Annotated in this window: 26 protein-coding genes and 1 pseudogene; 13 read left to right on the forward strand and 14 right to left on the reverse strand. The window is 68.6% G+C overall.

Annotated features, from left to right (window positions below):
• Position 1: 1 nt before the first annotated feature.
• Both catC and catA read left to right on the forward strand, forming a co-directional pair.
• Complete coding sequence (gene catC / locus AC1MEQ_RS05445; protein ID WP_479794663.1) at positions 2-280, forward strand: muconolactone Delta-isomerase; 279 nt, start codon at positions 2-4, stop codon at positions 278-280.
• Between the two features lie 170 nt (positions 281-450).
• The gene (gene catA, locus AC1MEQ_RS05450) at positions 451-1,311 is read left to right on the forward strand and encodes a catechol 1,2-dioxygenase (protein ID WP_479794665.1); all 861 of its coding nucleotides are present in this window, start codon (positions 451-453) and stop codon (positions 1,309-1,311) included.
• Positions 1,312-1,363: 52 nt separating this feature from the next.
• Here catA and AC1MEQ_RS05455 read toward each other — a convergent pair whose 3' ends face one another.
• Positions 1,364-2,203, reverse strand: a complete 840-nt coding sequence (locus tag AC1MEQ_RS05455) for an NAD-dependent epimerase/dehydratase family protein (RefSeq protein WP_479794667.1) — start codon at positions 2,201-2,203, stop codon at positions 1,364-1,366.
• A gap of 167 nt (positions 2,204-2,370) precedes the next feature.
• On the opposite strand from AC1MEQ_RS05455, the gene AC1MEQ_RS05460 reads away from it, so the two are divergent.
• Both AC1MEQ_RS05460 and AC1MEQ_RS05465 read left to right on the forward strand, forming a co-directional pair.
• The gene (locus AC1MEQ_RS05460; protein WP_479794669.1) at positions 2,371-3,417 is read left to right on the forward strand and encodes a copper resistance D family protein; all 1,047 of its coding nucleotides are present in this window, start codon (positions 2,371-2,373) and stop codon (positions 3,415-3,417) included.
• 291 nt (positions 3,418-3,708) lie between these two features.
• Positions 3,709-4,158 (forward strand): DUF4383 domain-containing protein, encoded by a 450-nt coding sequence (locus AC1MEQ_RS05465; protein ID WP_479794671.1) that lies wholly within the window; start codon positions 3,709-3,711, stop codon positions 4,156-4,158.
• Between the two features lie 131 nt (positions 4,159-4,289).
• Here AC1MEQ_RS05465 and AC1MEQ_RS05470 read toward each other — a convergent pair whose 3' ends face one another.
• Positions 4,290-4,508, reverse strand: a complete 219-nt coding sequence (locus tag AC1MEQ_RS05470; protein WP_479794673.1) for a hypothetical protein — start codon at positions 4,506-4,508, stop codon at positions 4,290-4,292.
• Positions 4,509-4,651: 143 nt separating this feature from the next.
• On the opposite strand from AC1MEQ_RS05470, the gene AC1MEQ_RS05475 reads away from it, so the two are divergent.
• The 4 genes from AC1MEQ_RS05475 (at position 4,652) to AC1MEQ_RS05490 (ending at position 7,644) form a co-directional block, all read left to right on the forward strand.
• The gene (locus AC1MEQ_RS05475; protein ID WP_479794675.1) at positions 4,652-5,287 is read left to right on the forward strand and encodes a copper resistance CopC family protein; all 636 of its coding nucleotides are present in this window, start codon (positions 4,652-4,654) and stop codon (positions 5,285-5,287) included.
• A 255-nt stretch (positions 5,288-5,542) separates the two neighbouring features.
• A complete protein-coding gene (locus AC1MEQ_RS05480; RefSeq protein ID WP_479794677.1) occupies positions 5,543-5,839 on the forward strand; it encodes a sigma-70 family RNA polymerase sigma factor in 297 nt (98 codons plus the stop codon).
• A 248-nt stretch (positions 5,840-6,087) separates the two neighbouring features.
• On the forward strand, positions 6,088-6,864 hold the full coding sequence (locus AC1MEQ_RS05485; RefSeq protein ID WP_479794679.1) for a hypothetical protein: 777 nt from the start codon (positions 6,088-6,090) through the stop codon (positions 6,862-6,864).
• Positions 6,865-6,936: 72 nt separating this feature from the next.
• Positions 6,937-7,644: a class F sortase gene (locus AC1MEQ_RS05490; protein WP_479794681.1), complete on the forward strand. Its 708-nt coding sequence runs from the start codon at positions 6,937-6,939 to the stop codon at positions 7,642-7,644.
• Between the two features lie 14 nt (positions 7,645-7,658).
• Here the strand turns inward: AC1MEQ_RS05490 and AC1MEQ_RS05495 are convergent, their stop codons facing one another.
• Complete coding sequence (locus AC1MEQ_RS05495) at positions 7,659-8,870, reverse strand: amidohydrolase (RefSeq protein WP_479794683.1); 1,212 nt, start codon at positions 8,868-8,870, stop codon at positions 7,659-7,661.
• A gap of 118 nt (positions 8,871-8,988) precedes the next feature.
• On the reverse strand, positions 8,989-9,423 hold the full coding sequence (locus AC1MEQ_RS05500) for a MarR family winged helix-turn-helix transcriptional regulator (RefSeq protein ID WP_479794685.1): 435 nt from the start codon (positions 9,421-9,423) through the stop codon (positions 8,989-8,991).
• Positions 9,424-9,510: 87 nt separating this feature from the next.
• Between AC1MEQ_RS05500 and AC1MEQ_RS05505 the strand changes: the two genes are divergently transcribed.
• From AC1MEQ_RS05505 to AC1MEQ_RS05515, 3 genes are all read left to right on the forward strand, one after another.
• Complete coding sequence (locus AC1MEQ_RS05505) at positions 9,511-10,623, forward strand: YhgE/Pip domain-containing protein (RefSeq protein WP_479794687.1); 1,113 nt, start codon at positions 9,511-9,513, stop codon at positions 10,621-10,623.
• A gap of 317 nt (positions 10,624-10,940) precedes the next feature.
• On the forward strand, positions 10,941-11,117 hold the full coding sequence (locus AC1MEQ_RS05510) for a hypothetical protein (RefSeq protein WP_479794689.1): 177 nt from the start codon (positions 10,941-10,943) through the stop codon (positions 11,115-11,117).
• Between the two features lie 72 nt (positions 11,118-11,189).
• Positions 11,190-11,930: a hypothetical protein gene (locus AC1MEQ_RS05515; protein ID WP_479794690.1), complete on the forward strand. Its 741-nt coding sequence runs from the start codon at positions 11,190-11,192 to the stop codon at positions 11,928-11,930.
• Between the two features lie 394 nt (positions 11,931-12,324).
• Here AC1MEQ_RS05515 and AC1MEQ_RS05520 read toward each other — a convergent pair.
• The 4 genes and pseudogenes from AC1MEQ_RS05520 to AC1MEQ_RS05535 form a co-directional block, all read right to left on the reverse strand.
• Positions 12,325-12,519: pseudogene (locus AC1MEQ_RS05520) on the reverse strand (hypothetical protein); the annotation flags it as partial.
• Between the two features lie 30 nt (positions 12,520-12,549).
• Positions 12,550-13,740 carry a type II toxin-antitoxin system HipA family toxin gene (locus AC1MEQ_RS05525; protein ID WP_479794692.1) on the reverse strand — a complete coding sequence of 397 codons (1,191 nt, stop codon included), beginning with the start codon at positions 13,738-13,740 and terminating at the stop codon, positions 12,550-12,552.
• Complete coding sequence (locus tag AC1MEQ_RS05530) at positions 13,737-14,036, reverse strand: helix-turn-helix domain-containing protein (protein WP_479794694.1); 300 nt, start codon at positions 14,034-14,036, stop codon at positions 13,737-13,739. Before AC1MEQ_RS05530 ends, AC1MEQ_RS05525 begins: the two co-directional genes overlap by 4 nt.
• Before the next feature lie 94 nt (positions 14,037-14,130).
• Positions 14,131-14,295 (reverse strand): hypothetical protein, encoded by a 165-nt coding sequence (locus tag AC1MEQ_RS05535; protein ID WP_479794696.1) that lies wholly within the window; start codon positions 14,293-14,295, stop codon positions 14,131-14,133.
• A 114-nt stretch (positions 14,296-14,409) separates the two neighbouring features.
• Between AC1MEQ_RS05535 and treS the strand changes: the two genes are divergently transcribed.
• Positions 14,410-16,689, forward strand: a complete 2,280-nt coding sequence (treS, locus tag AC1MEQ_RS05540; RefSeq protein WP_479794698.1) for a maltose alpha-D-glucosyltransferase — start codon at positions 14,410-14,412, stop codon at positions 16,687-16,689.
• A 353-nt stretch (positions 16,690-17,042) separates the two neighbouring features.
• On the forward strand, positions 17,043-17,426 hold the full coding sequence (locus AC1MEQ_RS05545; protein WP_479794700.1) for a RidA family protein: 384 nt from the start codon (positions 17,043-17,045) through the stop codon (positions 17,424-17,426).
• 152 nt (positions 17,427-17,578) lie between these two features.
• Here the strand turns inward: AC1MEQ_RS05545 and AC1MEQ_RS05550 are convergent, their stop codons facing one another.
• The 6 genes from AC1MEQ_RS05550 to AC1MEQ_RS05575 form a co-directional block, all read right to left on the reverse strand.
• Positions 17,579-19,111, reverse strand: a complete 1,533-nt coding sequence (locus AC1MEQ_RS05550) for a long-chain-fatty-acid--CoA ligase (protein ID WP_479794702.1) — start codon at positions 19,109-19,111, stop codon at positions 17,579-17,581.
• Complete coding sequence (locus AC1MEQ_RS05555; RefSeq protein ID WP_479794704.1) at positions 19,108-19,728, reverse strand: TetR/AcrR family transcriptional regulator; 621 nt, start codon at positions 19,726-19,728, stop codon at positions 19,108-19,110. Before AC1MEQ_RS05555 ends, AC1MEQ_RS05550 begins: the two co-directional genes overlap by 4 nt.
• A complete protein-coding gene (locus AC1MEQ_RS05560) occupies positions 19,725-21,827 on the reverse strand; it encodes a 3-hydroxyacyl-CoA dehydrogenase NAD-binding domain-containing protein (protein ID WP_479794706.1) in 2,103 nt (700 codons plus the stop codon). Before AC1MEQ_RS05560 ends, AC1MEQ_RS05555 begins: the two co-directional genes overlap by 4 nt.
• Before the next feature lie 49 nt (positions 21,828-21,876).
• Complete coding sequence (locus AC1MEQ_RS05565) at positions 21,877-23,067, reverse strand: acyl-CoA dehydrogenase family protein (protein WP_479794708.1); 1,191 nt, start codon at positions 23,065-23,067, stop codon at positions 21,877-21,879.
• 184 nt (positions 23,068-23,251) lie between these two features.
• The gene (locus AC1MEQ_RS05570) at positions 23,252-24,523 is read right to left on the reverse strand and encodes a hypothetical protein (RefSeq protein ID WP_479794710.1); all 1,272 of its coding nucleotides are present in this window, start codon (positions 24,521-24,523) and stop codon (positions 23,252-23,254) included.
• 224 nt (positions 24,524-24,747) lie between these two features.
• Positions 24,748-25,632 carry a Rieske (2Fe-2S) protein gene (locus AC1MEQ_RS05575; protein WP_479794711.1) on the reverse strand — a complete coding sequence of 295 codons (885 nt, stop codon included), beginning with the start codon at positions 25,630-25,632 and terminating at the stop codon, positions 24,748-24,750.
• Positions 25,633-25,662 lie beyond the last annotated feature (30 nt).

Genomic DNA, 25,662 nt, shown 5'->3' on the forward strand with positions numbered 1-25,662 from the left:
CATGATGTTCCTCGCCCGCATGGACGTGCGTTTTCCCGATCACCTGACCACCGAGCAGATCGCCGACTTCACGGCCCGCGAAAAGGCCTACTCTGCAGGGCTGCAGGAGTCGGGCAAGATGGCCGGCATCTGGCGGATCGTCGGCGAATACGCGAACCACTCGCTCTTCGACGTCGAGACCAACGACGAGCTGCACGGGATCCTCAGCGGCTTCCCGATGTACCCCTACATGACCATCAAGGTCACCCCGCTGGCAAAGCACCCGAACTCGATCCGCTGACCCAATCACCAGCATTGATATCTACTACGTCACAATAGCGACGAAACAGGTATTTCCCTTGGCGCGATGTAGGGGTCTAGATTGATCCCCAACAGCAGAACATGATGCCGATCACAGCCCCGAGTGATCTTGCCCGGTCGCCGGCGTCCCCGAAAGTCGAAGGAGTCACCATGTCCGCCGAAACCACAGCAGATGCCACCGCAGCCAAGTCCGGCAGCGCCGCCACGGACCGCTTCCGCGAGTCCGGCAAGACCGGCACGTCCGAGGTCTCCGTCGAGCGCGTCAACACGCTCGCCAGCAAGCTCGTCAAGGCCGCGAACGACATCGTCCTCGAAGAGCGCGTCAGCTACGAGGAGTTCAACGCCCTGAAGGCCTGGCTGATCAAGGTCGGCGACGACGGCGAATGGCCGCTGTTCCTGGACGTGTGGCTCGAGCACTCCGTCGAGGACGTCGCCACCGACCACCGCGAGGGCAACAAGGGTTCCATCGAGGGCCCGTACTACATCCCCGATGCCCCCAGCCAGGATTCGCCGGCGACCATCTCCATGCGCGAGGACGAGCACGGCACCCCCCTGCTCTTCCAGGGCCAGGTCCGCGGCACCGACGGCTCGGCCCTGCCGAACGCCAAGGTCGAGCTGTGGCACGCCGACTCCGCCGGCTTCTACTCGCAGTTCGCCCCGGGCCTGCCCGAGTGGAACCTGCGCGGCACGTTCGTCGCCGACGCCGAGGGCAACTTCGAGATCAACACGATGCAGCCCGCGCCGTACCAGATCCCGACCGACGGCGCCTGCGGCCAGCTGATCGCCGCCGCCGGCTGGCACGCCTGGCGCCCCGCCCACCTGCACCTGAAGGTCTCCGCTCCCGGATACGAGCTGCTGACCGCCCAGCTGTACTTCCCGGGCGACCCGCACAACGACGACGACATCGCCACCGCCGTGAAGCCGGAACTGGTGCTGGACCCGAAGCCGGCCGCCTCCGGCAACGGCGTCGAGGTCGACTACGACTTCGTGCTGGATCCGGCGAAGAAGTAGCACCACACCACCACTGACAGGGTCGGCCCGTTCGGGCCGGCCCTGCTGTGCGTCACCGGTGCCGTGTCCCCTCGCCGGCGAGGATGGCTGCATAGCCCTCGCGGTAGGTCGGATAGGCGAACGTGAGGCCGGTGGAGCGCAGCAGGTCCCCGCGCAGGCGCTTGCCGGCGGGTGGTTCCATGGCCACCGGGCCGGGGTCGTAGCCGACGCCCAGCCGCCGGGCCAGATGGGCGAACACCTCGGTGCTGGTGGCCGGCTCCTCATCGACGCCGAGGTAGACCGGGGCCGGATCAGTGACCGCGGTGGCCAGGTGCACGATGGCAGCGGCGGCATCGTCGCGGTGGATGCGGTTGGTGAAGCGCGGTGACCCGTCACCGGTGGCGCCGTTCCGGACCTTGTCGATCAGCCAGGTCCTGCCGGGTCCGTAGATCCCCGACAGGCGCAGGACGATTCCCCTCGGCGCGCGGGCCGTCAGCAACAGCTCGGCCTCACGCAGCACGGCCGAGGTCCCCGTGGGCGGATCGGCGGGCGTGGACTCATCCATCCACCCGCCGTCGGCGTCCGCATACACGGCCGTCGAGGAGACCAGGATGATGCGCGACGGCGTGACGGCGTCGCGGTCGAGCGCGTCCAGGACGTTGGCCAGGCCATCCAGGTAGACCCGCCGGTACGCCTCGACGCTGCGCTCCCCCGCCGAGGGCGCGAAGACCACGATGTCCGTGTCGGCCGGGAGGCCGGGCAATTCGCCGGCGAGGTCGGCGGCCACCCCCTCGATGGCTTCGGGAAGCCTCCCCGGGGAACGGCGCCACCCGATGACCCGGTGCCCGAGCGCTGCAAACCGCAGGCCCGCTTCCGTGCCCACGTCCCCGCATCCCGCGATCACGACCGTCATGTGTCCCTCTCCCTGTCCTGCCCGGCAACCGGCACCCACGTCGTGGGTTGGCTGTCCACCATCATGCCCTCTCCCAGCCCAGCATGTGGCCCGCCATCCAATCCACACCCCGCCTCCGTTCCGAATGTGGTATGAAACACGTGATGACCCGCGGAAGGCGGCCTCCCATGACGACCACGTCCCCGCAGCGCGTACGGTTCGGTCGTCGCGCCCGGTGGGCCGGGGCGGCGATCATGGTCACCGCCGTCGCCCTGGTCGCGGCCCTGGGGATCTCCGGTTCCGCACAGCCCCGGATCCTCGGCGATCCCGGCCCCCTGGTCCGCTGGGGGCTTCCCGCAGCGACGACCATCCACCACTTGTCGATGTCCGTCGTCCTGGCAGCCCTGGCCTTCATGCTGGGGATTGTGCCGGACTCCACCGACGGCTCCCGGGTGTACGGCCGGCTGGCTGCCATCGCCCGGCGGGCAGCAACCATCTGGGCCCTTTCCGCGGCGGCGGTGCTGGCATTCTGCTTTGCCGACACGATCGGGCAGCCGCTGTCCGCCGAGGCCGCCTATGCCGGCGAATTCGTGACGTATGCCTGGGGCACGGCGCCGGGGCGGGCCCGGCTCGCCGTCGTCGCCCTGGCGGTCGTCGCCCTGGTCGTGCTGTGGGTGCGGCCGGGCCGCACCGCGTTTCGACTGGCAGCCCTCGTGACCGCGTCCGCCGTGGTGCCGCTGTCCTTGGACGGCCATGCCCTGTCGGCACAGGTGCCGTGGGCTGCCGCCGGACTCCTGGCAGTCCACGTCCTCGGGGTTGCCGCATGGGTGGGCGGGGTGATCGTGCTGGGTCTGCTCGCGGACCTGCTGCGTTCGGGCGGGGGTGGCCTCTCGGAGACGGGGCTGCGGGTCTTCCGGCGCTTTTCCTTGTTGGCCGGTGCGGCCTATGTCGCCGTCTTTGTTTCCGGGGTCGCCACGGCGGTGTTGCGTCTGGGCTCCTTCGAGGCCGTCGCCACCCCCTACGGGGTCCTTCTCGTGCTGAAGACCGTGGCGATCCTGGGCTTGGGCGCCATCGGCTATCGGCACCGCCGGTGGATCGCCTCCGCCACCCGAACGGGCCCGGCGCCGTCCGCGCCATTGTTCCGGCTGGTGTGCATCGAGATCCTGGTCATGGGCGCCACGATCGCGGTGGCCGTCGCCCTGGGCCGCACCATGCCCCCGATGCCCAACATGTAGGCGGTGCCCGCCCCTTCGCCCAGTTGCCGGCGGTCCCGCGGCGCCAACTGACCACTCCGGCCGTGGCGTGGGGCAGCTTGACGAGAGGTCCCTCAGACGCGATGGAATGCCCCGCGGATCGGTCAGGATCACTCCAAGGGGCACGTCACGCCCACATTGACTGGCTATCGAATCACATTATGTGTTCCGTAAAAGGTCGGAGAGGGCGAGTATATGGGTACGACGAGTCGACGGCTGGGGATGCAGAAAACGCCACGACCCGAACCACACGCATCCAGGAAAGGAAACATCATGGTCAACGCAGCAACAACAAGTGCACGCACACCAGTTCAGATGACCGCCATGGTTGTTGGCGCCGTCTTCTTGCTGGTCGGGATTCTCGGCTTTATCCCCGGGGTCACCTCCAATTACGACCAGCTCGGCTTCGCCGGCCACCACTCATCGGCTCTGTTACTCGGCATTTTCCAGGTCTCGATCCTGCACAATGTCGTGCACCTCCTGTTCGGCGTAGCCGGCCTCACCATGGCGCGGACACGCGGCGCGGCACGCAGCTACCTGCTCTGGGGCGGTGTGATTTACCTTGTCCTGTGGATCTACGGACTGGTGGTCGGGCAGGAGAGCATGGCAAACTTCGTCCCGCTCAACAACGCCGATAACTGGCTGCACCTCGTTCTGGGCGTGGGCATGGTCGCACTTGCCCTGCTCCTCACCCGGGGAGACCGGCGCCCAGTCCGGGCGTAGTCGCCCAGCAATGGCGTTCTGAGTGGGCCGTTGTGAAGACAGAGTCCGAGTCCAGGCCAGCATGAGCGACCGAGGTGAAGTGGTGCCGCTACGGAAACCACTCCACCTCGGTCGCTCACGGGCCACGCCTCCTATTCGGCACCGACTGCGGCATGGGCGCCGGAATCTCGATGCGATACGACGAATTCGTTGATGGAGACGACGTTGGGCGCGGGCTCTGCGGCGAAACTATCCGCGCCGGGGGCGGACCGTTGATTTCTTCGGAACCGCTGGTCCGTTCCATCCGCTGACGTCGAGCCCCGGCGGTCGATGGCCACCGCAGCGGAGCTGATGCCACCGGCGCCTGCCACCGACGCACATGAGATCCAACACGATCTTCGATGGCGACTGCCCGAAATCAATGCGGCCGGCTTCCCATCCATATGGGCTTCGGCAACGAACAGGAGGTGAGTGCCCTGGGCAGAAGAGAAGTTCTCAACGAGGAGAAAACGCTGTGCGACCCACCACCATTACGGATTCCATCCGCCGTTCGTTGGCAACTCTGGCAGTGGCGCTGTGCGTGCTCACCGTCCCGGTCTCCGCCGCTTCAGCCCATGATTCGCTATCAGGATCGAATCCACAGGACGGACAGACCGTGGCCAAGGTGCCCGCGTCCGTCAAGCTCAGCTTCTCCGAACCGCCCCTCGAACTGGGGTCCAAAGTGACCGTCGTGGACTCCGATGGCAAGAACTGGGCGACCGGCAAAGTCGAAATCGTCGACAGGGTTGCCAGCCAAGCCGTCGGTCCCGACGCCCCCAGCGGTGTGTACACGGTGACCTGGCGCGTGGTCTCTGCGGACTCACACCCGATCGAGGGGACTTTTCAGTTCACCGCGACGGCGGGCAACGCAGCCGCCCCGACGGCGACTGCAACAGCGGCGGCACCGGTGACGGCAACGGCACCGGCTGCGGCAGCGCCAACTGCCTCGCAGACCGCATCCGCGACGGGTCGGCCCGCTGCCTCCGTCTCCGACACGGAGGCCACGACCTTCCCCACAGGCGTGGTGGTATCCATGGTCCTGTTGATCGCTGTCGTTGGCGGCATCGTCGTCGTCGGGATCCGGATCCGATCGGCTCGAAAAGGCAGCTGAAGCCGGGTCTTTCCGGGTCGGCTCCCCGCCATCACGAATCCTTGCAACGGGCCCACCTGGGTGGTGGCAAAAAACGTATACACCGTGAACGAGTCGTGTAACTCTGGACGAGTTGCAGTCGCGAACGCACGCAGCCACCATCGGGGAGGGGATGACTTGGCACACGGAGGGTTTCCTGAGAAGGGACCAGCGCGGACAGGCACGGCCGGCCGCCATGCGGCGTCGGATCCTGCCGCGGAAAGGTCCCACCAGGACGTGCTGACCGCGCTCAGCTGGCGCCTGGCCCGGGGCGAGCTCCGGGCCATGGACGAGTTCTACGACCTGACCTGCGGCTGCTCCTATGGATTGGCCCGTGCACTGCTCGGTCGCAGCGAGGAAGCCGAGAAGTTGCTCTACGGCGCCTACCTGGACGCATGGCGGACGATCCGCAGTACCGCGCCGGCGCCCGGAACGGAAATGCGCTGGGTCCTCTCCCTGGTCCTGAGCCGCTACCGCCAGAGATGTACCGCTCCCGACCGCGCAAGTCCGGCCATCCCGGGAAGCGGCGAATAGCCTGCCGGGGATCGACGCGGGACGCGGCGCGTGCCTCTGCCTCCCTGGGAATGCCCGTTTCTACGCACACCATCAGTTGGATGCCAGCTGGCCGGAGAACAGCGGCTGGAAATCCTGTCCAAAAAAAGTTTGCCTTGTGTCCAATCCGCAGCGGCACCTGGCTCCGAACGTGAGTTGCAACACAGTTCTGATTCACGAACTCACGTGCCGCCCACCAGGGACGGCACCACCGAGGAAGGAAAGAACCGATGAAAAAGCTACACATGATGGCCGTACCGGTCATGGCACTGGGGATGCTTGCTGCCACGGCAGCGGGAGCGACGGCGGACGAGGGAACGCACTCGTACCAGACGGAGCTCAAGGCACTCAATGGCAGCGGCGGGTCCGGGACGGTGATGGTCAGCATCGACGGTGACCAGGCCACTGTCACTGAGAAGGTCAGCGGACTCGCCGACAAGTTCATGGACGCGCCGTATCCACATGTCCAGCACGTCCACATCACCACCGGCGGGCAGGGTGTCTGCCCGACGCCGGCGGCGGACAAGAATGGTGATGGGATCGTCGACACCGTGGAGGGCATGCCCTCCTACGGCATGATCGGCACCACCCTGTCCACGAAGGGCGCCACCGACGCGTCGACGGCAACGGACCTGAAGGTCGCGGGAATGGGTGGCGACTTCACCTATGAGCGCACCTTCACGATGAACGCCAAGACCATCAAGGCGATCGAGGCCGGCAACGGCACCGTCGTCGTCCACGGGTTGGACCCGGCCACGCTGAGCAAGAAGGCAGCAGCGGCCAAGTCGAACCTGGTTCCCGAACTGCCGCTGGCGGCCACGTCGCCGGCACTGTGCGGGACGTTGGTCGCCGGTCAGATGGACATGCCGATCGGCAACCCCGAAACCGGTGGCGGTAGCACTGCCGGCATGGACAACAGCACGATCGCCCTGGGTGGCGGTCTGGTCCTGCTCGCTGCCGGAGCCGGCGTCTACATGGTCCGCCGCCGCCAGGTCGGCCAGAACTAACCACACCACCACCAACACCAGAAAGGAAACGAACCGATGAGACATGTCGGACGGAAGCAAGGCAAGGGCCGTATGTACGCCATATCGGTCATCGTCACGGCAGGACTCGTCGGAGCGGTGTTGGTCGGAGTTGGCGTGAAGGGGGAGGCTCCTCCCCCTTCACCGCCGGCCTCCGAGGCCATCGCGGCAACCACATCCCCCGAAGCGGCCTCGCCCGCCCCCAGCACGGCGGCACCATCCAGCACGAAGGCCGCGCCGAAGTCCTCCAAGCCAGCTCCACGGCCGACGAAGGCCAAGGAACTGATCATGAAGGAATCCCACCCCGTCCGGCTGACGATCCCCTCGATCGACGTCGACACCCCGCTCATGGACGTCGGGCTCCAGGCCGATGGCAGCATCGGCGTCCCCCCGCTGGGTAAGGATTCCCCGGCCGGCTGGTATGACCGCGGGCCCACCCCCGGCGAGCAGGGACCCGCCGTCATTCTCGGACACGTCACCGCGATCAAAGAGGAAGGCCCCGCGGTCTTCTTCAAGCTCGGCGACCTGCGCAAGCAGGACAAGATCTCCGTCACCCGGGCCGATGGCCAGGTGGCCGTGTTCACCGTCACCCGCATCGTCCAGGTTCCCAAGCCGGACTTCTCCAGCATGGACACCTACGGGAACACCGCCGGCTCGGAGCTGCGGCTGATCACCTGTGGCGGGAAGTTCAACAAGAGCATCGGGCGCCATGCGGACAACATCGTCGTCCACGCCAAGCTCACCTCACACCACCCGGCGTAGCCCTTGGGCCGGGCCTACGCCAGCCATTCGCGGGCTGCAGCGACCAGGGCGGCCACCCCGTGGTCCAGGGTCGGCTGGATGGCGGGGGCGAACCGCGACGAGTGGTTCGACGGCAGCCCGGCGGCCACCGCCACCGGGTCGGCGGCGCCAGCGAAGAGCTGCGGGTCGGCACCGCCGAGGAACCAGTAGACCAGCCGCGCCCCGGCGGCGGTGGCGAGTACGCCGACGTCCTCGCTGCCGGAGACGTGCCCCGGATCGATGACCTGCTGCCCACCGAAGGCCCCGCGCAGTGCCACCCGGGTGCGCTCGGTGGCATCGGCGTCGTTCACGGTCACCGGGAAGTGGTCGTCATGCACGATCTCCGGTTCCCGCACTGCCCCGGAGGTGGCGGCCTCGCCGCGGACCACACGGTCGATCGCCGTGAGGATCCTGGTGCGCACGGTCTCGTCGAAGGCGCGCAGGCTGATGCCCAGGGTGGCGTGGTCGGGGATGATGTTGTGCTTCGTGCCGGCGTGCAGCTGTCCGACGGTCAGCACCGCCGATGAGGTGGCGGAGAGCTCGCGGGAGACGATCGCGTTCAGGCGCAGCGTCGTCGCGGCGGCCATCATGACCGGGTCGATGGTGGCCTCGGGGCGCGAACCGTGCCCGCCGACGCCGTGCAGGGTGACGGTCAGTGAGTCGGCGGAGGCCATGGCCACCCCGGCGTGCACACCCACCCAGCCGGCCGGGAACGGCGCCACATGTTGGCCCAGCACGATGTCGGGAGTGGGCACCCGCTGGAACAACCCGTCCTCGACCATCGCCCGGGCACCGCCGCCGAGCTCCTCGGCGGGTTGGAAGAGGGCGATGAGCGTGCCGCTCCAGTCCGCGCGCTCCCCCACCAGCCGTTCGAGGGCGCCGAGCAGTGCAGTGACGTGGACATCGTGTCCGCAGGCGTGCATGACCGGGACGTCCCGGCCATCGGGATCGGTGCCGCGCGCGAAGCTGGCGTAGGGCAGGCCGGTTTCCTCCAGCACCGGCAACCCGTCCATGTCCGCGCGCAGCAGAACCGTCGGTCCCTCGCCGTTTTCCAGGACCCCGACGACGCCGGTGCCTCCGATGCCCTCGTGCACCGCCAGCTCCAGCCGACGCAGGTGCCCGGCGACGATCCCCGCCGTCCGGTGTTCCTGGAACGAGAGTTCGGGGTGTTCGTGCAGGTCGCGGTAGGTCTGTTCGAGGTCGATCATCTGTGCAGTCTAGAACTGCACGGCGGCGATGATGCAGGTCAGCGGTGATTTCGTCTGATTCATCACGCGGGGTCCATTTGGTGGGGACACCACGGAGGCGTGGTGGCCGCCGGCTGACTCAGCCCGGCTGGTTGTAGCGGGCGAGCGCGGCGGCGAAGGAGCCGACTTCCGCGTCGCTCCATCCGGTCAGGCGCTCGCGCAGGCTCTCCTGCTGCGCGGCTGCGGCCTGCGCCAGTTTCGCCTCCCCCTCCCCCGTCAGGGCGAGGATCCGCCCGCGACCCGGGGCACCGGCGTCGTGCTCCAGCTCGGCCACGAGGCCCATGCCGGCCAGCGCGGCCAATTGGCGGGAGACCGTCGAGCGGTTCAGCGAGAAGGCGGTGGCGATGTCGATGGCGCGCGTTCCCGGGGTGGCGGCGATGAAGCGCAGCAGCGAGTGCTCGACGAAGGTCAGGGGCTCGCCCAACCGCCGGGACCGGTCGGTGATCCGGCGGGAGAGCTCCTGGATCTGCTCATAGGTCTGGCGGATGTCGGCTTCGCGGTCGGGAGGGGCCATGAGTCCATCCTAGGCATGGGCAGGACGGGTTCCGGCGTCGTCACGAGTTTGTTGCATTATGCAACATAAGTGTATTCTTGGACCAACATGACCTTGCAGACCGCGTACGAGCGCCCCCACACCAGCACCGACGACATCATCGACCAGCCCGAGCCCCGGCACAGCCAGACCCCGCCCCTCCGCCCGCGGTCCGGGAACGTGTGGAAGCCGCTCGGCCTGACGATGCTCATCCCCTTCTTCCTCGCCACGGTGATGGGATTGGCCTACCTCGGCGCGTTCCACCAGCCCGAGCCGCACCACCTGCCGGTCGCCGTCGTCGGCCAGTCACCCGAGACGCTGGTCTTCGCGCAGACCCTGAAGAACGACTCCGGCGAGGCCCTCGACGTGCGGACCGTCGCCACGGCGGGCGCCGCGCGGCAGCTGATCGAGAACCGCGAGATCTACGCCGCCTACGCCCCGGGGAAGTCCTCGGCCACGTTGTTCGTCTCCAGCGCCGCCTCGGAAACCACGGCGAACATCGCGCAGAAGGTGTTCATGCCGATCGCGTACGCGGCGCACCTGCCTCTGCAGGTCCAGGACGTCGTGCCGGCGGGCGAACACGACAGCACGGGCCAGGGGCTCTTTTTCCTGCTGGTGGCCCTGAGCATCGGCGGCTACGCCAGCGCGATCCCGATCTCCGGTCACATGGGCCGCTTCCGCCTGCCCGCGCGCTTTGGTCTCGCGGCCGGCGCGGGGGCCGTCGTCGCCACGATCGGCATCGTCATCGCCGGGCCGATCTACCACATCATCGAAGCCGGCATCTGGGGTTCGTGGTTGATCTCCTGGCTGTACGTCAGCGCCATCGTGCTGCTGGGCATGGGCCTGCACCCGATGCTCAAACACTGGACGACGCCGGTGCTCACGCTGCTCTTTGTGGCACTGAACTTCACCAGTTCCGGGGGCATCCTCGTCCCCGAGGTCCAGCCGGGGCTCTTCGCGGGGCTGGGCGCGTTCTGGAACGGCGCGGCCTGGCTGCACGCGGTCCAGACGATCACCTACTTCGGCGGCCAGCCCATCGGGATGGACCTGCTGAAGCTGGCGCTCTGGCTGATTCCCGGGGGCCTGCTCGTGGTCCTGACCCACGGCTGGAGCGTGCGCCGGACCCGGTTGGCCGATGAGAACTCCCGCCTCAGCGAGCTCGACGAGGCCGGCGCCGCGTAGCCTGCAACGAGAAGTTGGGCGGGTTGCCCCGACTCACTTCTGCCCGGGTTGCTGCGCTGAGACGCAGCCCTGTTCCCAGCACCACGGTGGCCGGGGCACCGTTGCCATCGCCCTCCAACTTGGTGGGCTTGGGAACCGGTCGCCAACACCGTGGACCACGTCGATGGACGTGACGCGCGCAGGCAACGCGTTTTCGGTGCTGGCCCGAATTCGGGTAGGGGCGGGGTTGGACCACTCCGCAGTCGTGTGTGCGTAGGCGAGCAGGGTTAGGCTGTGGCCACAGGCAATCACCGCGGTCCGGCCCGAAAGGCGCGTCCATGAAGGTACTCGCTTTCATCCTCTCGGTGCTCGTGCTGAGCGGCCTGTGCATCGGCGGCGTCCTGCTGGTCATCACGCAAACGCCCGACGCGCCCCTGGGCCTGTCGGTGCTGGCCGCTGGCGCGATCCAGATCCTGGTCGCCGGTCCCGTCCTCCTCGGCGCCATGCTGGCGTAGTGGAATTTCAAGGAGTCGGCCGATGGCCGGCGGTATTTCCATCGCTTCATCCTGGTCACCGTTCTGCTCGAGGTGTTCGCGGCCATCGCCATCGTCCTCTATGCGGTCCTGGCCCGCGCCCCGGGCTGGATCCCCCCGCTCGCCGTCGGGACCTGCGTGGCCCTGACGGCCACCGCCTGGGTGATCGGCCCACCCCTCCGATTGCACGACGACCGGCAGGGAGCGCCGAACCGCGGCTGGATGCCGGTCACCAGGGCGGAGATCCGCCGGAAGATCAGGATCATTGCGATGACGTGGGGCACCGGCCTCGTCCTGAGCCTGGTGGGGTTTCCCGCCCTTTTCCTCGCGTTGGATGCCGACGGATTCGGCATCGGTAGGGCGCTCCTGGCCGCCGCGCAGTTCGCGTTCCTCGCTGCCGCGGTGGCCGCGCTCGTGGTGGCTTATCCGCTGCTGCGGCACCTCCGCGAGATAGCCAGCGGCGATTTCGGGCTGGCGAAGAAGATCGGCAAGGAAGTCCTGTCCGGCAAGAGCCAGGAGCTCGATGCGCAGGAGCAACGGGCAGCCGCGAAGTACGCGGCGGCGTTCCCGGTCGCCTCCTCCTTCCAGCTGGCATACTTCGCACTGCTCTACACCGCCTTGTGCCTGCAGCAAGTGCAGGGTTTGGGCCTCCCGGAGGGACGCGTGTTCTCCGGCGTGCTGCTGGCGTTCCTGCTCCTGGTGTTCTTCGGCTACCTTCCCTACTACCTTCGGCAGCTGAAGCGGGCCCGCCGCTATGCGCACGACCATGCCAACCTCCTCCCGGGACCCGGCTGATGGCCGCGGGCGAGAGGGCCCGCCCGCTCCCACGGGAGCCGAGAGCGTCCCGGGCCAGGCCGAATCCCTGCTGCGCTACTGCCCACCGCTGGCCGCGGCGATGGTGGTGCGCAATAGGGACGGAATCACCTCGCCGGCGCGGAGCACCTTCGGCGTCGAGTTCGGTTTCGACCGCGGCGCGGGCGGTGAACGGCGTGCGGGTTCCGTCACGGGCGACCAATACGACGGCGATGTCGGCGCGCAGGGCCACAGCGCCGGAGTCGGCATCGACTTCCAGCGTGTCGCCGGGCTCGAGGCGCTGGAGCCGGGCACGCAGCACTGTCAGGACCATGCGCGGCAGGAACCCCAGTCCGATCAGATTGCCACGGTGGATGCGCTCGAAGCTGCCGGCGATGACGGTGCGGACCCCGAGCAGTCGCTGGACCTTCGCGGGCCAGTCGCGCAAGGAACCGGAGCCGAAGCACTCCGAGCCGTCGATCAACCCAGGTTGTGGGAACTGAGTTCCGAATAACCTAGCCCGAGTCCGTCTACCCCCCGGGATTGAATTTCTCAACCAGCACGTCAGCTCGCCCGGCGAGCTCCATGGCAACCTCGTGGTCGCCGCGGCGGCTAGGCCCGGCTAGCCCAGGGCTTCCGGCAGCCAGTCGAAGACGGGCGTGAAATCGCGGAGTTGGGATTCCCCGATCCCAGCCGGCACCAGCTCGCGCCAGCCCGAAACGGCCTCCGCCACCGCGGCGATGATCCCCTCCGCCTCCTGCCGGTCCAGCCGGAAGGCACCAGACGACGCCCTCAGCGCGGCGAGCCCTGGGACGCGGACCTGTTCCCCGCTGATCCCCGTGGAGCGGAGCGCACCCACGTTCGGGTTCGGGTTCACGTCGAAGGCCGGTGAGAGCCGCCATCCCGTGCCCGTCCACAGGAAGCCGTGGTTTCGGCCGTGGTCATCGGTGTTGTTGACGGCCAGGGAGAAGGCGATGCGACGGAACAGTTCGCGCAACTGGGCATCCGCGCCGTCGATGAACCCGGCCATGTCACCGGCGATGTCCACGTAGTCCAGGTATTCACCGTCCCGATTGCCCATGAACGTCATGGCCGAGATGTACCCGATGCGCCCGCCCGTGCCCGACCGGTCGAACCTGCGGGTCAACAGGACTGCCCGGGATCCGAGGTGGACTAGTTCGTGTTCGGGGACCTCGATGCCGGCACTCGCGGCCAGCTTCATGGTGACTGCTTCCCATTCGATGACCGACCAGTCATCGGTGGAGTGGGTGAACTTGGCCAGCCATAGCTGCTCCCCCTTGGTGACGGCTGCCTTGGGGCGGGCACCGCCGAGCGAATCGGTACCCATCTGCAGCAGCAGCTTGTAGGCCTCGTTGTCGTCGTTGTCAGCGGCCACGGAGTCCGCTGCGGCCTGCAGCTGGGCCAGGCCGACCAGTGGCGGGGTGTCGTTGTCCGGGTGCTGGTAGGCAGATTCGCCGCGACGGTACCGCAGCCCACCCTGGCGGGTGTGGTCGGACACGCCGAGCAGCAGGTCGTCCTCGTTGGGGTTCCGTCCGATCCGCCTGCCTACGATCATGCGGCCCCACCGGTCCGGCGCACCGTCCTGCATCGGGCCGGGAAGGCCTGTGCTGCCGGCGAACGAGCCGCCGGTCAGCGGCAGCTGCGGGGCGAAGGGGTAGGCGCCGGCCTCGGCCAGGTAGGCGGTGGTGTACCTGAACATGAAGGCCCCGCCCGGACGCCGGGGCGGGTAGAGGTCGGCGGCATGGACCATCCCGGCACCCAGCTCGACGTCGACCTGTATCGGCTCACTCATCGCCGGACCCGCTGCGGAAGCGTCTCGGAGGCCCGGGCGCGTCCGCGCTCGGTGTTGTAGGGGTCCAGCGCCTCGGCGAGCAGGTCGTCGATGCCCAGGACGCGGGCGACCGAGAGCAGGGTCAGCAAGGACGTGCCGCCCTGGCCGCCTTCCAGAGTGCGGATCGTGTTGATGGAGACGCCGGCGCGTTCGGCGACCTCGGCCACCTTGAGCCCATTGAGTTTACGCCAGTCGGCGAAGTGCCGGCCGATGCGCTCGGCAGCCCGCTGCGTCTTGGCGGGAATATAGCCTTTCACGGCACTGAACCTTCTCACTTGCGATCGAAATACTGACTCTTATCCTACACTGGGTGCAATATCTTGCTACTTACCGGCAACAACGGTGGTTACCTCAAGGGCCAGCCAACGCAAGAGGGCACGAGCCTAAGGAGCCGACGCCTTCCATGAATACGCCGACGGCCGCGACGACTTCGGCATTGCGGTCCTCCCGGATGATAGTCAGGGGCGTGTCCTCCCCCAGCGTCGGATTGCCACCGATGAAGAACGAGTGGGCCACGCGGTAGCCTTCCCCGCCGACCCCGGGACTAGTGGAAGGGTGGGCATCTCTGGCAGGGTGGGAAGCACTCCGGTCCGCGTGTTCCGGTCCGTCCAGCTGCAAGGAAGCGAGCCCATGAACGATTCGGTTCCCCCATACGAGTCCGACACCTCCGCAACCACCGGCGCAGCCGATGCGCAGCCAGCCACCGAAGTGGCGGACCAACCGGCGGACATCAGCTTCGACGAGCAGTTCTACCCCGCCCGACCCCGCACGCTGCGGCCGAAGGCCCGGCGCCGTCATTTCGTCTCCGACCGGCCACCTTTCGCCCCCGATGCGCGAAACCGGGTGTACGTCGAATGGCTGCGCAACCAGTCCATGCTTGGCGACGCCAAGACGCTCTCGCGCCAGCTCTCCGGGCAGGCGAGCATGTGGCAGAACGCCTACGCCCACCCAAACCCCCGCGCCGCCGTGGCGAAGGCCTCTGTCTGGTTCACCGCCTATCCCCTGTCCTTGGTCACCCGGCCAGGACAGACCTTCCTGGCCGCCCTGGGCGATGCCGATCTGTGGACGGCGTTCCAGCGCATCGGCATCAAGGGCATCCACATCGGGCCGGTGAAGGTCGCCGGCGGCGTGACCGGCTGGGATCATACCCCCAGCGTGGACGGGCACTTCGACCGCATCAGCATGGCCATCGACCCGTTGTTCGGGACCGAGGACGAATTCCGTGCCATGTGCGACACGGCGGCCGAACATGAAGGCACCATCCTGGACGACATCGTCCCGGGCCACACGGGCAAGGGTGCCGACTTCCGGCTGGCCGAAATGAACTTCCGCGACTACCCGGGGATCTACCACATGATCGACATCCCCGAGGCGGACTGGGATCTGCTCCCCGACGTCCCCGAGGGCCACGATGCGGTCAACATCGACGTCGCCACCGAACGGGCCCTCCAGCAGGCCGGCTACATCATCGGCGAACTCCAGCGTGTCATCTTCTACGAGCCGGGCGTGAAGGAGACGAACTGGAGTGCCACTCCCCCGGTGTTGGACACCGAGGGAACCTACCGCCGGTGGGTCTACCTGCATTACTTCAAGGAGGGCCAGCCCTCCATCAACTGGCTGGACCCCACGTTCTCCGGGATGCGCCTGGTCATGGGAGACGCCCTGCACTCGCTGGTCGACCTGGGCACCGGTGCCCTGCGTCTGGACGCCAACGGCTTCCTGGGGGTGGAGAAGAGCAAGGAGGACACCCCCGGCTGGTCGGAGGGGCATCCCGTGTCGGCTGCGGCGAACCAGATCATCGGCAGCATGGTGCGCAAGGTCGGGGGTTTCACCTTCCAGGAGTTGAACCTGGGCATTGACGACATCAAGTCCACCTCTGCGGCGGGCCCGGACCTCTCCTACGACTTCGTCACCCGCCCGGCCTACCACCACGCGCTGGTGACCGCAGACACCGAATTCCTGCGGCTGACGTTGCGCCTGGCCCAACAGATCGGAGTGGACCAGGCCTCTTTGGTGCATGCCCTGCAGAACCACGACGAGCTGACCTATGAGCTGGTGCACTTCGCCAGCGCCCACAAGGACGACCTCTACGAGCTCGAGGGCCGGGAACTCACTGGCGCGGATCTGGCCGCGCACGTGCAGCAGACCCTGCGCGACGGCATCACCGGGGAGGCCGCCCCCTACAACCTGGTCTTCACCTCCAACGGCATCGCCTGCACCACCGCCAGCGTCATCACCGCGGTGCTGGGCATCACCGACCTGGAGTCGATCAGCACCGAGCAGCGGGACGAGATCCGGAAGGTGCACCTGCTGCTGGCCATGTACAACGCCCTGCAGCCCGGCGTCTTCGCGCTCTCGGGCTGGGATCTGTGCGGCGCGCTGCCGCTGGCACGCGGGAAGGTCGAGAAACTCCTGTCCCGTGGGGATACGCGCTGGATTCACCGTGGCGCCCACGATCTCATGGGCTTCAACCCGCAGGCGGAGGAATCCACCTCTGGCATGCCGACGGGCCAGGCGCTCTACGGAACACTTGCCGAGCAGCTGGAGGACGAGTCCTCCTTTGCCCACCAGCTGGCCCGCATCCTGGCGGTGCGCGAGGAGCACGGGATCCCCAGCAGCGCCCTGCTCGACGTCCCGGATGTCTCACATCGCGGCATGCTGGTCATGGTGCACCAGCTGGAGTCCGGGCGGCAGGAGGTGACCGTATTGAACTTCTCCGGCCAGGAGGTCGCCGGTACCGTCCGCTCGGAGGAACTGGAACCCGAGTCGACGGTTGTCGACGCCTTCACCGGGGACGCCATCGGCACCGTGGACGACCTGTACAGCTTCCATGTCCAGCTGGGTCCCTACGAGGGTACGGCGCTGCTGGTGGACGCCCCGGAAACGGCCGAGCCCGACGACGAGGGTTGATTCCAAGGGATAGACGGATCGGCTCGGCCGGAGGGAGCCTGGCCTCGGGCCGGGCCGCGTCGCCACGCGCTGCGCTGCGGTGAGCCACCATTCCCCGCCCCGATTCGTCGCCTGCGCCAACCTTGCCTCCTCCGACCGGTGAACCGGCGCCGGGTGGCGGAGCGGTACTCCAGCGCCCCGGGCAGCACATCAAGCCGATGTGCGGCTACCAGCAGACCGCCCAGCAGTCGAAGGAGCACCGGTCCACGCTGAAACCGCACGGCGTCACCTTCACGAAGAACGACGGCGGCCACCGCCGGCGGCCACCGACCTGGCCCTTCGATTGTGCCTGCTCCAGGCATATACTCCGGTCCATGAACAGGCAGATCATCAGCACGGTGAATGCGCCAAGCTCCCCGCTGTACAGCCAGGGTATCCGGGCAGGTTCAGCGATCTACGTGTCGGGAATGGTCGGGGTCGATCCAGCGACCGGCGGGCCCGCCGGGCCGTCAATCCAGGATCAGACTCGGCAGGCACTGCGCAACTGCGAGGCCGTCCTGCACGCGGGCGGAAGCACTCTTTCTGACGTCACGCTGGTGACGGTGTTGCTCGCGCGACCGGATGATTTCGTGGGCATGAACGAGGCATACGCGGACTTCTTTGGTGAGAACCCTCCGGCCCGCGCCGTCGCCCGGCTCGGTCCGGACTTGCGAGGCATCCTGGTGTCGATCATGATGACAGCGCAGACAGACAGCTGACTGCGGCACGGGACGGGAAGGGTACGGAACGCCACCTTGAGCCGCCCTCGCAGACGTCCAGAATTCACCGAGGCGCGCACCCCGTCGCGGTTCGATCGAGTCTCACTGCGCTGCCCTACCAGCTGCTGAGTCGGCTTTCTCCTTTTCGGGCCCTACTCCCCCACCGTGATGGTCCGGCGCAGCTCGCGCTTGAGGATCTTGTGGCTGGGACCCAGCGGGAACTCGTCGACGAACCGGACGATGCGCGGGTACTTGTGCTTGGCGAGCCGCTCCCGCGCCCACTCGATGATGCCCTCCTCGGTGACCCCACCGCCGTCGTGCTCCGTGTCGCGGATGACGACGGCGCAGACCTCCTCGCCGCGCTCCTCGTCCGGGATGCCGATCACCGCGACCTGTGCGATGCCCGGGCAGCGGATGAGGACCTCCTCGACCTCGCGCGGGTAGACGTTGTAGCCTCCGCGGATGATGACGTCCTTGGTCCGGTCCACGATGGTGAGGAAGCCGTCGTCGTCCAGCGTGCCCAGGTCCCCGGTGCGGAACCAGCCGTCGATCATCGCCTCGGCGGTGGCGGCCTCGTTGCCGAGGTAGCCGGCGAAGACGTTGTGGCCGCGCACCAGGATCTCGCCGAGTTCGCCGTGTGGGAGCGGGGAGAGCGAGCCGGGGGTGTTGCGGTCGTTGACCAGCACGTCCACGCCCCAGATCGCCGGGCCGACCGTTCCCGGTTTCACCCCGGAGTGCGGGTTGTTGGTGGAGACCACCGGGGAGGTCTCCGAGAGGCCGTAGCCCTCGTAGATGGTGACGTCGAACGCCGCGTTGAAGCGCTCCATCACCGCCTGCGGCAGGGCCGCGCCGCCGGAGACGCAGAGCCGCAGCTTCGGCAGGTCGGTCTGGCCCTCGACGGCGGCGAGCAGCTGGATGTACATGGTCGGCACGCCGTGGAAGACATCCACGTGGCGCTCGCGGATCAGCTCGAGCGCCGCCTCCCCGGAAAAACGCGGCAGCAACACCAGGGTGGCTCCGAGGCGGAAGACGGCGTTCATGCTGGCGGTCTGCCCGAACACGTGGAACAGCGGCAGGCAGCCCAGCGCGATGTCCTCGTGGTGGACGTCGTTCGCGTCGACGGCGGAGACGGTGGCGTTCATGACCATGTTCACGTGGGTGAGGATGGCGCCCTTGGGCTTGCCGGTGGTCCCGGAGGTATAGAAGACGACGGCGGGGTCCTCGGCCTGGCGCGTCACGTACGTGCCCAGCGGCCCGGGGCCGGAGGCGTCCTGCTGTTCGGCGGCCTCCGGCCAGCTGCTGGTGCGCACCGGCAGGCCCAGTTCCTCCGCCGCCGGTCCACCCACGGCCAGGAATGACGGGTGGCAGATGAGCATCGTGGCGCCGCTGTCGCGCAGCACGTGCACGACCTCGTCGATGGTGAGCAGCAGATGCACGGGCACGACGACGGCGCCGGTGGCGAGCACCGCGTAGTAGGAGCGCGGGAAGTCCACCACGTTGGGGCTCATGATCCCCACGACATCGCCGGCGGCCACCGCGGCATCGCGCAGCGCGGTGGCCTGATCGAGTGCCTGGTGCCAGAGCTGGCCGTAGGTATAGGACTCCCCCTCGCTGATCACCGCGGTGTGGTCGGGGTATTTGCGGGCGGATCCCTCCAGGATCGCGGCCAGGGACAAGGCGGTCATGCGGGGTCTCCGTTCGTGGCGTCCGGGGGCGTGCCCCCGGTGATGATGGAGGCGACGGCGGTGCGCAGCACGTCCGCCGCTTCGGCGGTGGTGTGGCCCAGGTACTGGCGCAGCAGCTGCCAGCTGGCCCAGTCCGCGACGACGACGAGCGCCTGCAGCGACCGCTCCCGCACCGCAGGATCCAACCGTTCCAGCTCGGGGGCGAACACGCGTTGGGCCTCCGCGCGAATGCGGGCCAGGTTCTCCCGCAGGTTCGCCTGCAGCACCGGGGAGAACGGGCGCTGCACGTCGGCGGCGCGCGCCAGCGGGGCCAGGGACTCGAGCAGTGTGGCGCGCTGGTGGGCATAGGCGGACAGGCGCCTATCCAGCGGCTGGCCGACATCGACCTGCTCGATCACCGCGTCCTGGCCTTCGAGTTGGCGGCGGGCGGAGGCGGCCATGACCGCCTCCATGTCGGCGAAGTGGCCCCACAAGGTCCGGGGCGATACCCCGGCCCGCTCGGTCACCTGGCGGGCCGTGGGCTTGAGCTCGCCGTCGGTGATCAGCGCCAGGTGGGCATCGACGATGAGCGAGCGGGTGCGTTCGGCGCGGGCGCTGCGCCCGTCGACCTCGTTCATGGCGTGGTGCCGGTCCCGTCGACGCCGTCGGCCGCGGTGAGCCAGGCGACCGGGCGCAGGGTCTGGTCCCCCGTGACCTCGGCGTACCGGGCGAGCCGCTCGGCGATGTGGGCGCGGCCGACCTGGTCGGCGTAGCACATCGGGCCCCCACGGTAGGTGGGCCAGTTGTAGCCCTTGACCCAGATGACGTCGATGTCCCCGGGACGTTCGGCGATGCCCTCGGCAAGGATCCGTCCGCCCTCGTTGACCATCGGGTAGAGCAGCCGCTCCAGGATCTCCCCGGTGCCGATGTCGCGGCGTTCGATCCCCTGTTCGGCGCTGACCCGTTCGATGATCCGGGCGGTTTCCGGGTCATCGGTGCGTTCGCGCCCGTCGTAGGCGAAAAACCCGGAACCGGTCTTCTGCCCGAACCGGCCCGCTTCGCAGAGCGCGTCGGACACCGGCGCGGCGGCCCCCTGGGACTTGCGGTTGCGCCAGCCGATGTCCAGCCCCGCCATGTCGGCCATCGCGAAGGGGCCCATGCGGAAACCGAAACCGGTCAGCACCTCGTCGACCTGTCCGGGCAGCGCCCCCTCCAGCAGCAGGGCCTCGGCCTGCCGGCCGCGGACCTCGAGCATCCGGTTGCCGACGAAGCCGTGGCAGACGCCGACGACGACGGGGCACTTGCCCAGCCGGCGGGCCAGGGCGACGGCGGTGGCCAGGGTCTGCGGTGTCGTCCGGCCGCCGCGGACGACCTCGACCAGTTCCATGACGTTGGCGGGGCTGAAGAAGTGCATGCCCAGCACCCGTCCGGGATCGGCCACGGTCGCGGCGATCGCATCGACGTCGAGATAGGAGGTGTTCGTGGCCAGCACTGCGTCGGCGCGGGTGTGGGCCTGGAGCCGGGCGAAGATCTCCTTCTTGACCTCCAGGTCCTCGAAGGCCGCCTCGATGACCAGGTCGACATCGGCCAGATCCGCGTAGTCGAGGGTTCCGCTGATGCGGGCGAACTGCTGGTCGGCCTGCTCGGGGGTGCGGCTGCCGTGGGAGACGGAGACGTCCAGGTTCTTGCGGACCTGGGCCAGCCCGCGGTCCAGGGCCTCCTGCTGCGTTTCGACGACGGTCACCGGGACGCCGGCGGTGGCCAGCGCCAGGGCAATGCCGCCGCCCATGGTGCCGGCACCGATCACCGCTGCCCGGCCGACCTCGCGGGCGGACGTGGCGTCGAGTCCTGCGGGTTTGCGGGTGGCCCGCTCGGCGGCGAAGAGGTGGCGTTGGGCCACTGCCTCGGGGCTGGCCACGCGGTCGAGGAACAGGCGGCGCTCCGCGGCGGCCCCGGCGTCGAACCCGTCCTCGATCCCGGCGGTGATGGCCTCGACGGCGGCGCGTGCGGCGTAGGGGTCCTTGGCCTTGCGCAGCGGGCCGGCCGCCAGTTCGACGATGGCGCCGGGGTGTGTTGCCGCCTCGGCGATCCTGTCGGTGCGGTCCCGGGTCCGGGTCGGGGCCTGCACGGCGGAGCCGGCCGACGGGAGGCGGGAGGCGGCCCAGGCGACGGCGGCACGGATGAAGTCGCCGCCGTCGAGCACCGCGTCGACGAGCCCGTCGTCTTCCGCCGTGGCGGCATCGATGCGCCGACCGGAGAGGATCATGTCCACCGCGCGCTCGGCACCGACCAGGCGCGGCAGCCGTCCGGTCCCGCCGGCGCCCGGGATGATGCCCAGCGTGATTTCCGGCAGGCCCAGCGTCGCGCCGGGGTGGGCGACGCGGGCATGGGCGGCCATCGCCAGCTCCAGCCCCCCGCCCAGCGCGACACCCGCGATGGCGGCGGTCACCGGGATCGGGAAGTCCTCCAGCCGGTCCACGAGTTCGGGCAGCGTGATGCCGGTGGTGGTGCCACCGAATTCGGTGATGTCGGCACCTGCGGAGAACGCGCGGTCGGTGCCGGTGAGCACCACGGCGCGGATGCCGTGGTGCACGCGGATCTCCTCCAGGGCGTTGGCCAGCAGCTGGCGGACCGATTGGCCCAGTGCGTTGACCGGCGGTGCCGTCAGGGTGATGAGGGCGACCGGCCCGTGGAGCGTGATGGCCGCCTGCGGGGCGGGGCGTGCTGTGGTGGACATGGGGGCCTTCCTTCGGTCCGGGGCGGGGCGGTCTACCTGGCGGTTCGGTCTACTTGAACGCGGAGATGCCGGTGATGTCCCGGCCGACGAGCAGCGATTGGATGGAATCGGTGCCCTCGTAGGTGCTGACGATATCCATGTCGGTCAGGTGGCGGGCGACATGGCGTTCGATGAGCACCCCGTTGCCGGCGAGCATGTCGCGGGCCTCGCTGCAGATCCACTTGGCTTTCTGGGCGGTGGACATCTTGACCATCGAGGCCATCGGGCCGGTGAGGCGTCCGGTGTCGGCGAGTTCGGCCATGCGGTTGCACATCAGCTGCATGGCCGTGAGTTCGGAGAGCATGTTCGCCAGCTTGTTCTGCACCAGCTGGAAGCTGGCGATGGGCTTGCCGAACTGGACGCGTTCGGCGGCGTAGGCGGCGGCGATCTCGTAGGCGGCCATGGCGTGGCCGACGGCCTCCCAGGCGGCGCCTCCGCGGGTCGCGGTGAGCACCTTCGAGACGTCGTGGAAGGAGTTGCAGTTCGCCAGCCGGTTGGCCTCGGGGATGCGCAGGTCCTCGATGACGATGTCGGATTGCAGGATCGCCCGCTTGCCCATCTTCCCCGTGATCACGGTGGGCCGGTACCCGGCGGGGTGGGCGCCGTCGTCGTCCTTTTCCATCACGAAGCCCTTGACGTGGCCGTCGGCCTCGTCGCGGGCGAAGATCACCACGACGTCGGCGGCGTCGCCGTTGCCGATCCAGCGCTTGTGCCCGGTGAGGATCCAGTCGTCGCCGTCGCGGCGGGCACTGGTTTCCAGGGCGACGGAATCCGATCCGTGTTCCGGTTCGGTCAGGGCGAAGGCCCCGGTGCGCTCCAGCGTGGCCATCGCCGGGAGCAGGCGGACGCGCTGTTCGTCGCTGCCGAGCATGTCGATGCTGCCCATGCACAGTGAGGAGTGCACGCCGATGTAGGTGTTGACCGAGCCGTCGCCGCGGGCGATCTCGCGCGAGACGATGCCCATGGCCCGCCGGCTGAGCCCCGGGCAGCCGTTGCCCGCGATGGTGCCGCCGATGATGCCCAGTTCCGCCAGGCCGGGGCGCAGCTGGTGCGGGAATTCGGCGCGTTCCCAGTAGTCGTTGATGATCGGCAGGATGTCCGTGTCCACGAAGGCGCGGACCCGATCGCGCAGGGCGATCTCGTCGGAACCGAGTTCCTCGTCGAGCCGGAAGTAGTCGCTGGTGGCCATGCCGTTGTCCACGGTGAAGTCCTGTCCTGTTGGCGCGCCCGGGCCGTCCGGTCCCAGGTGGTGTTCCGGCGGCCGTGGGTCGACGTTCGACCCCCACGTCGTGACGTGCCCCACACCGTCCGGAACAATTTGCATACTATCTGCAATTTGTTTTGGCGGGCAAGGGGCCGTGTGGATCCCCGCGTGGAGGCGTCGGTTACCGGTGGCCCCCGTCCCGGGACGGCTCATCCGCCGCCGCGTCCTGGGCCCGGGCCGCCTCGCGCGCGGAGAGATCCGCCTCCTCGGCGGACCGCGCGCTGGCTTCCGCTTCCGCGGTGGCGGAAGTGGCGGCCAGCTGGGCGGTGTCGGCGGCCGCTTCGGCCTCCACCGTCGTGGAGGCGGGGCCGCCCGGGTCCGACCCGTGGCCCAGGATGATTTGCCGGCGCTGGTATTCACGGTTGCTGAACGTGGCCTTGCGGACGGCATCGGCATCGGAGAGCGAGGAGCCCACGGCGCCGGCAATGATGCCCATCGAGGCCGACAACCACGCCAGGTTCAGGTATTCGGGGAGCCCCACGGCGTGGCCGAGCTGGTCGGTCATGTACTCCGCGCTGATCACCACCAGGGCGCCGACCAGGATCACGGCGAACAGGAACAGGAACATCGTGGCCACGGCCAACAGGACCGTCAGCAGCGTCGCCGTGTTGTAGGTCAGCCGCCGCTCACGCCATTTGGCTCCCTGCGGCCGTTCCAGCAACCCGTGCGAGGCGATCAGCCACCCCGTCATCACGGTGACGGACAGCAGGCTGACCAGCAACAGGCGCGGGGTGCTCAGATAGTCGGCCAAGGACCAGATATTCGTGTAGAAGATGCCGAACGCACCGGCCGCCGAGGCCGCCGCCATGGCCCCGGACAGCTTGGGGACCATCCGGAAGGGCTGGTTGCTGCGCACCATCCCGGCCTGCATGGCGAGCCGGCCGAAGGGCCCCTTGACGGTCTCGACGGAATGGTGCGATTGCGCGTCGTCGAGCTCGTCCGCGATGGAAACCAACCTGCGGGTCAGCGATTCCCTTGCAGCGCCACCCGGGCTGGGCCGGCCCACTTCATGCAGGGCCGCTGCCAACCCGACGATCACCCGGGCCAATCGACGCGGACGCGCCAGCCCGAGGGAGGGCAGCACCACCATGGCGGAGCCATAGCCGGTGTTCACGGTCGAGAGCAACGGCTCATCGCGCACGTACTTGGGCAGGTCGGTGACGTAGATGATGTAATCCCAGCCGTTCTCGTCACGCACCACCTGGGAATTCGCGCTCAGGGCGACCGCGCCATCGGCGTCGATGGGCAGGGAGATTTCCCGGATCTCGACCGTCCAGTCCACCCCATCGTCCACCCGCTCTTCCAACGCGTGGGCGAGACGGCCCTGGAGGCGTCGGGCCATGGCGAGCGGCAATCCGGGGTCGGCGGCGAGGCCGAGGGTGAGTTTCTTCATGGGCACCTGGGTTTCCGAGGGGGCGGGTGGGCACCGGCACGTCGTCCGTGCGGGGTGGCCGGCAGCCGCAGGCCCGAGCGAGTCGCCCGGAGGTCCAGCGGCCCAGTGGCCTGGTTCGGGGAACCAGCCTCCACCGTAGCCACCGATGCTGGACACCGCCCGACCGCGGCCCGGACGGCGGCTGTCCGCCGCCGGGCCTCTTGGCAAGACATTGGCCGCGGCTCTCAGCCGGCTCCGGGAAGCATGATCTCCACGACGTCGTCGTGCATGCGTGTCTGGAATTTCGGCTGGTTCGCCGTGGCCGGGCCGTGGATGACCTCTCCCGTGGCGAGCGAGAAGACGCTGTGGTGCCAGGGGCATTCGACACAGGGCCCGAACCCTGATGAACCGTGCTCGAGCACCCGTCCTTCATGCAATGGTGCCGAGAGGTGGCTGCAGGTGTCGGCCAGGACATCGACCTGCGATCCGCGCCGGTGGATCAGCACGGGGACTCCTCCGACCACCCGGTGCCCGAGCGTGCCCTCCTCGATGTCCCCCAGCGGGCCCAACGGCTGCCATCCGGCCGGGAAGCGGTGGGGTACGTCCTCGGTGTGGTTGGCGCCGGCCGCCTGCCGGTAGGCGAGATGCCCACCGAGGTAGCCGCCGGCCGCGGCGAGCAGCAGCCCACCGTAGGACAGGGCCTTGCCGGAGCCGTGCCTGCCGCGCAGCCGCTGGGCCAGCGACGCCACGTAGAGCCCCGTGGCCAGCACATTCGAGCCCGAATGCACGATGCCGACGCGCAACTGCTGTTCGTGCAGTTTCGACCAGTCGGCATATCCGGCGACCGCCGCCGGGGCCGCCCCCAGCAGGCCGACGCCCACGAGTAGTTTCGCCGGCTTCTCCATCCCGGGCACCAGGTCCAGGACGCCGGCGGAGACCCAGGCCCCGAGCGGGACCTGCACGGCCAGCGGGTGCACGGGGTGTCCGATCGGGACGCCGTGCAGCATGTCGCGTAGCGCTTGGGGGCGCAGGGCGCGGTCGACCATCGACCGCACGGTGTTGACCAGCGGATCCAGGGTGGAGAGGTTCTCCAGGCGATCCATGACGTTCAAGCCGGGCAGGCGTTTCATCGGTCCTCCTTCGACGCTCCCGAGCGTAGC

Source organism: Arthrobacter sp. ASL1 (assembly GCF_056680475.1).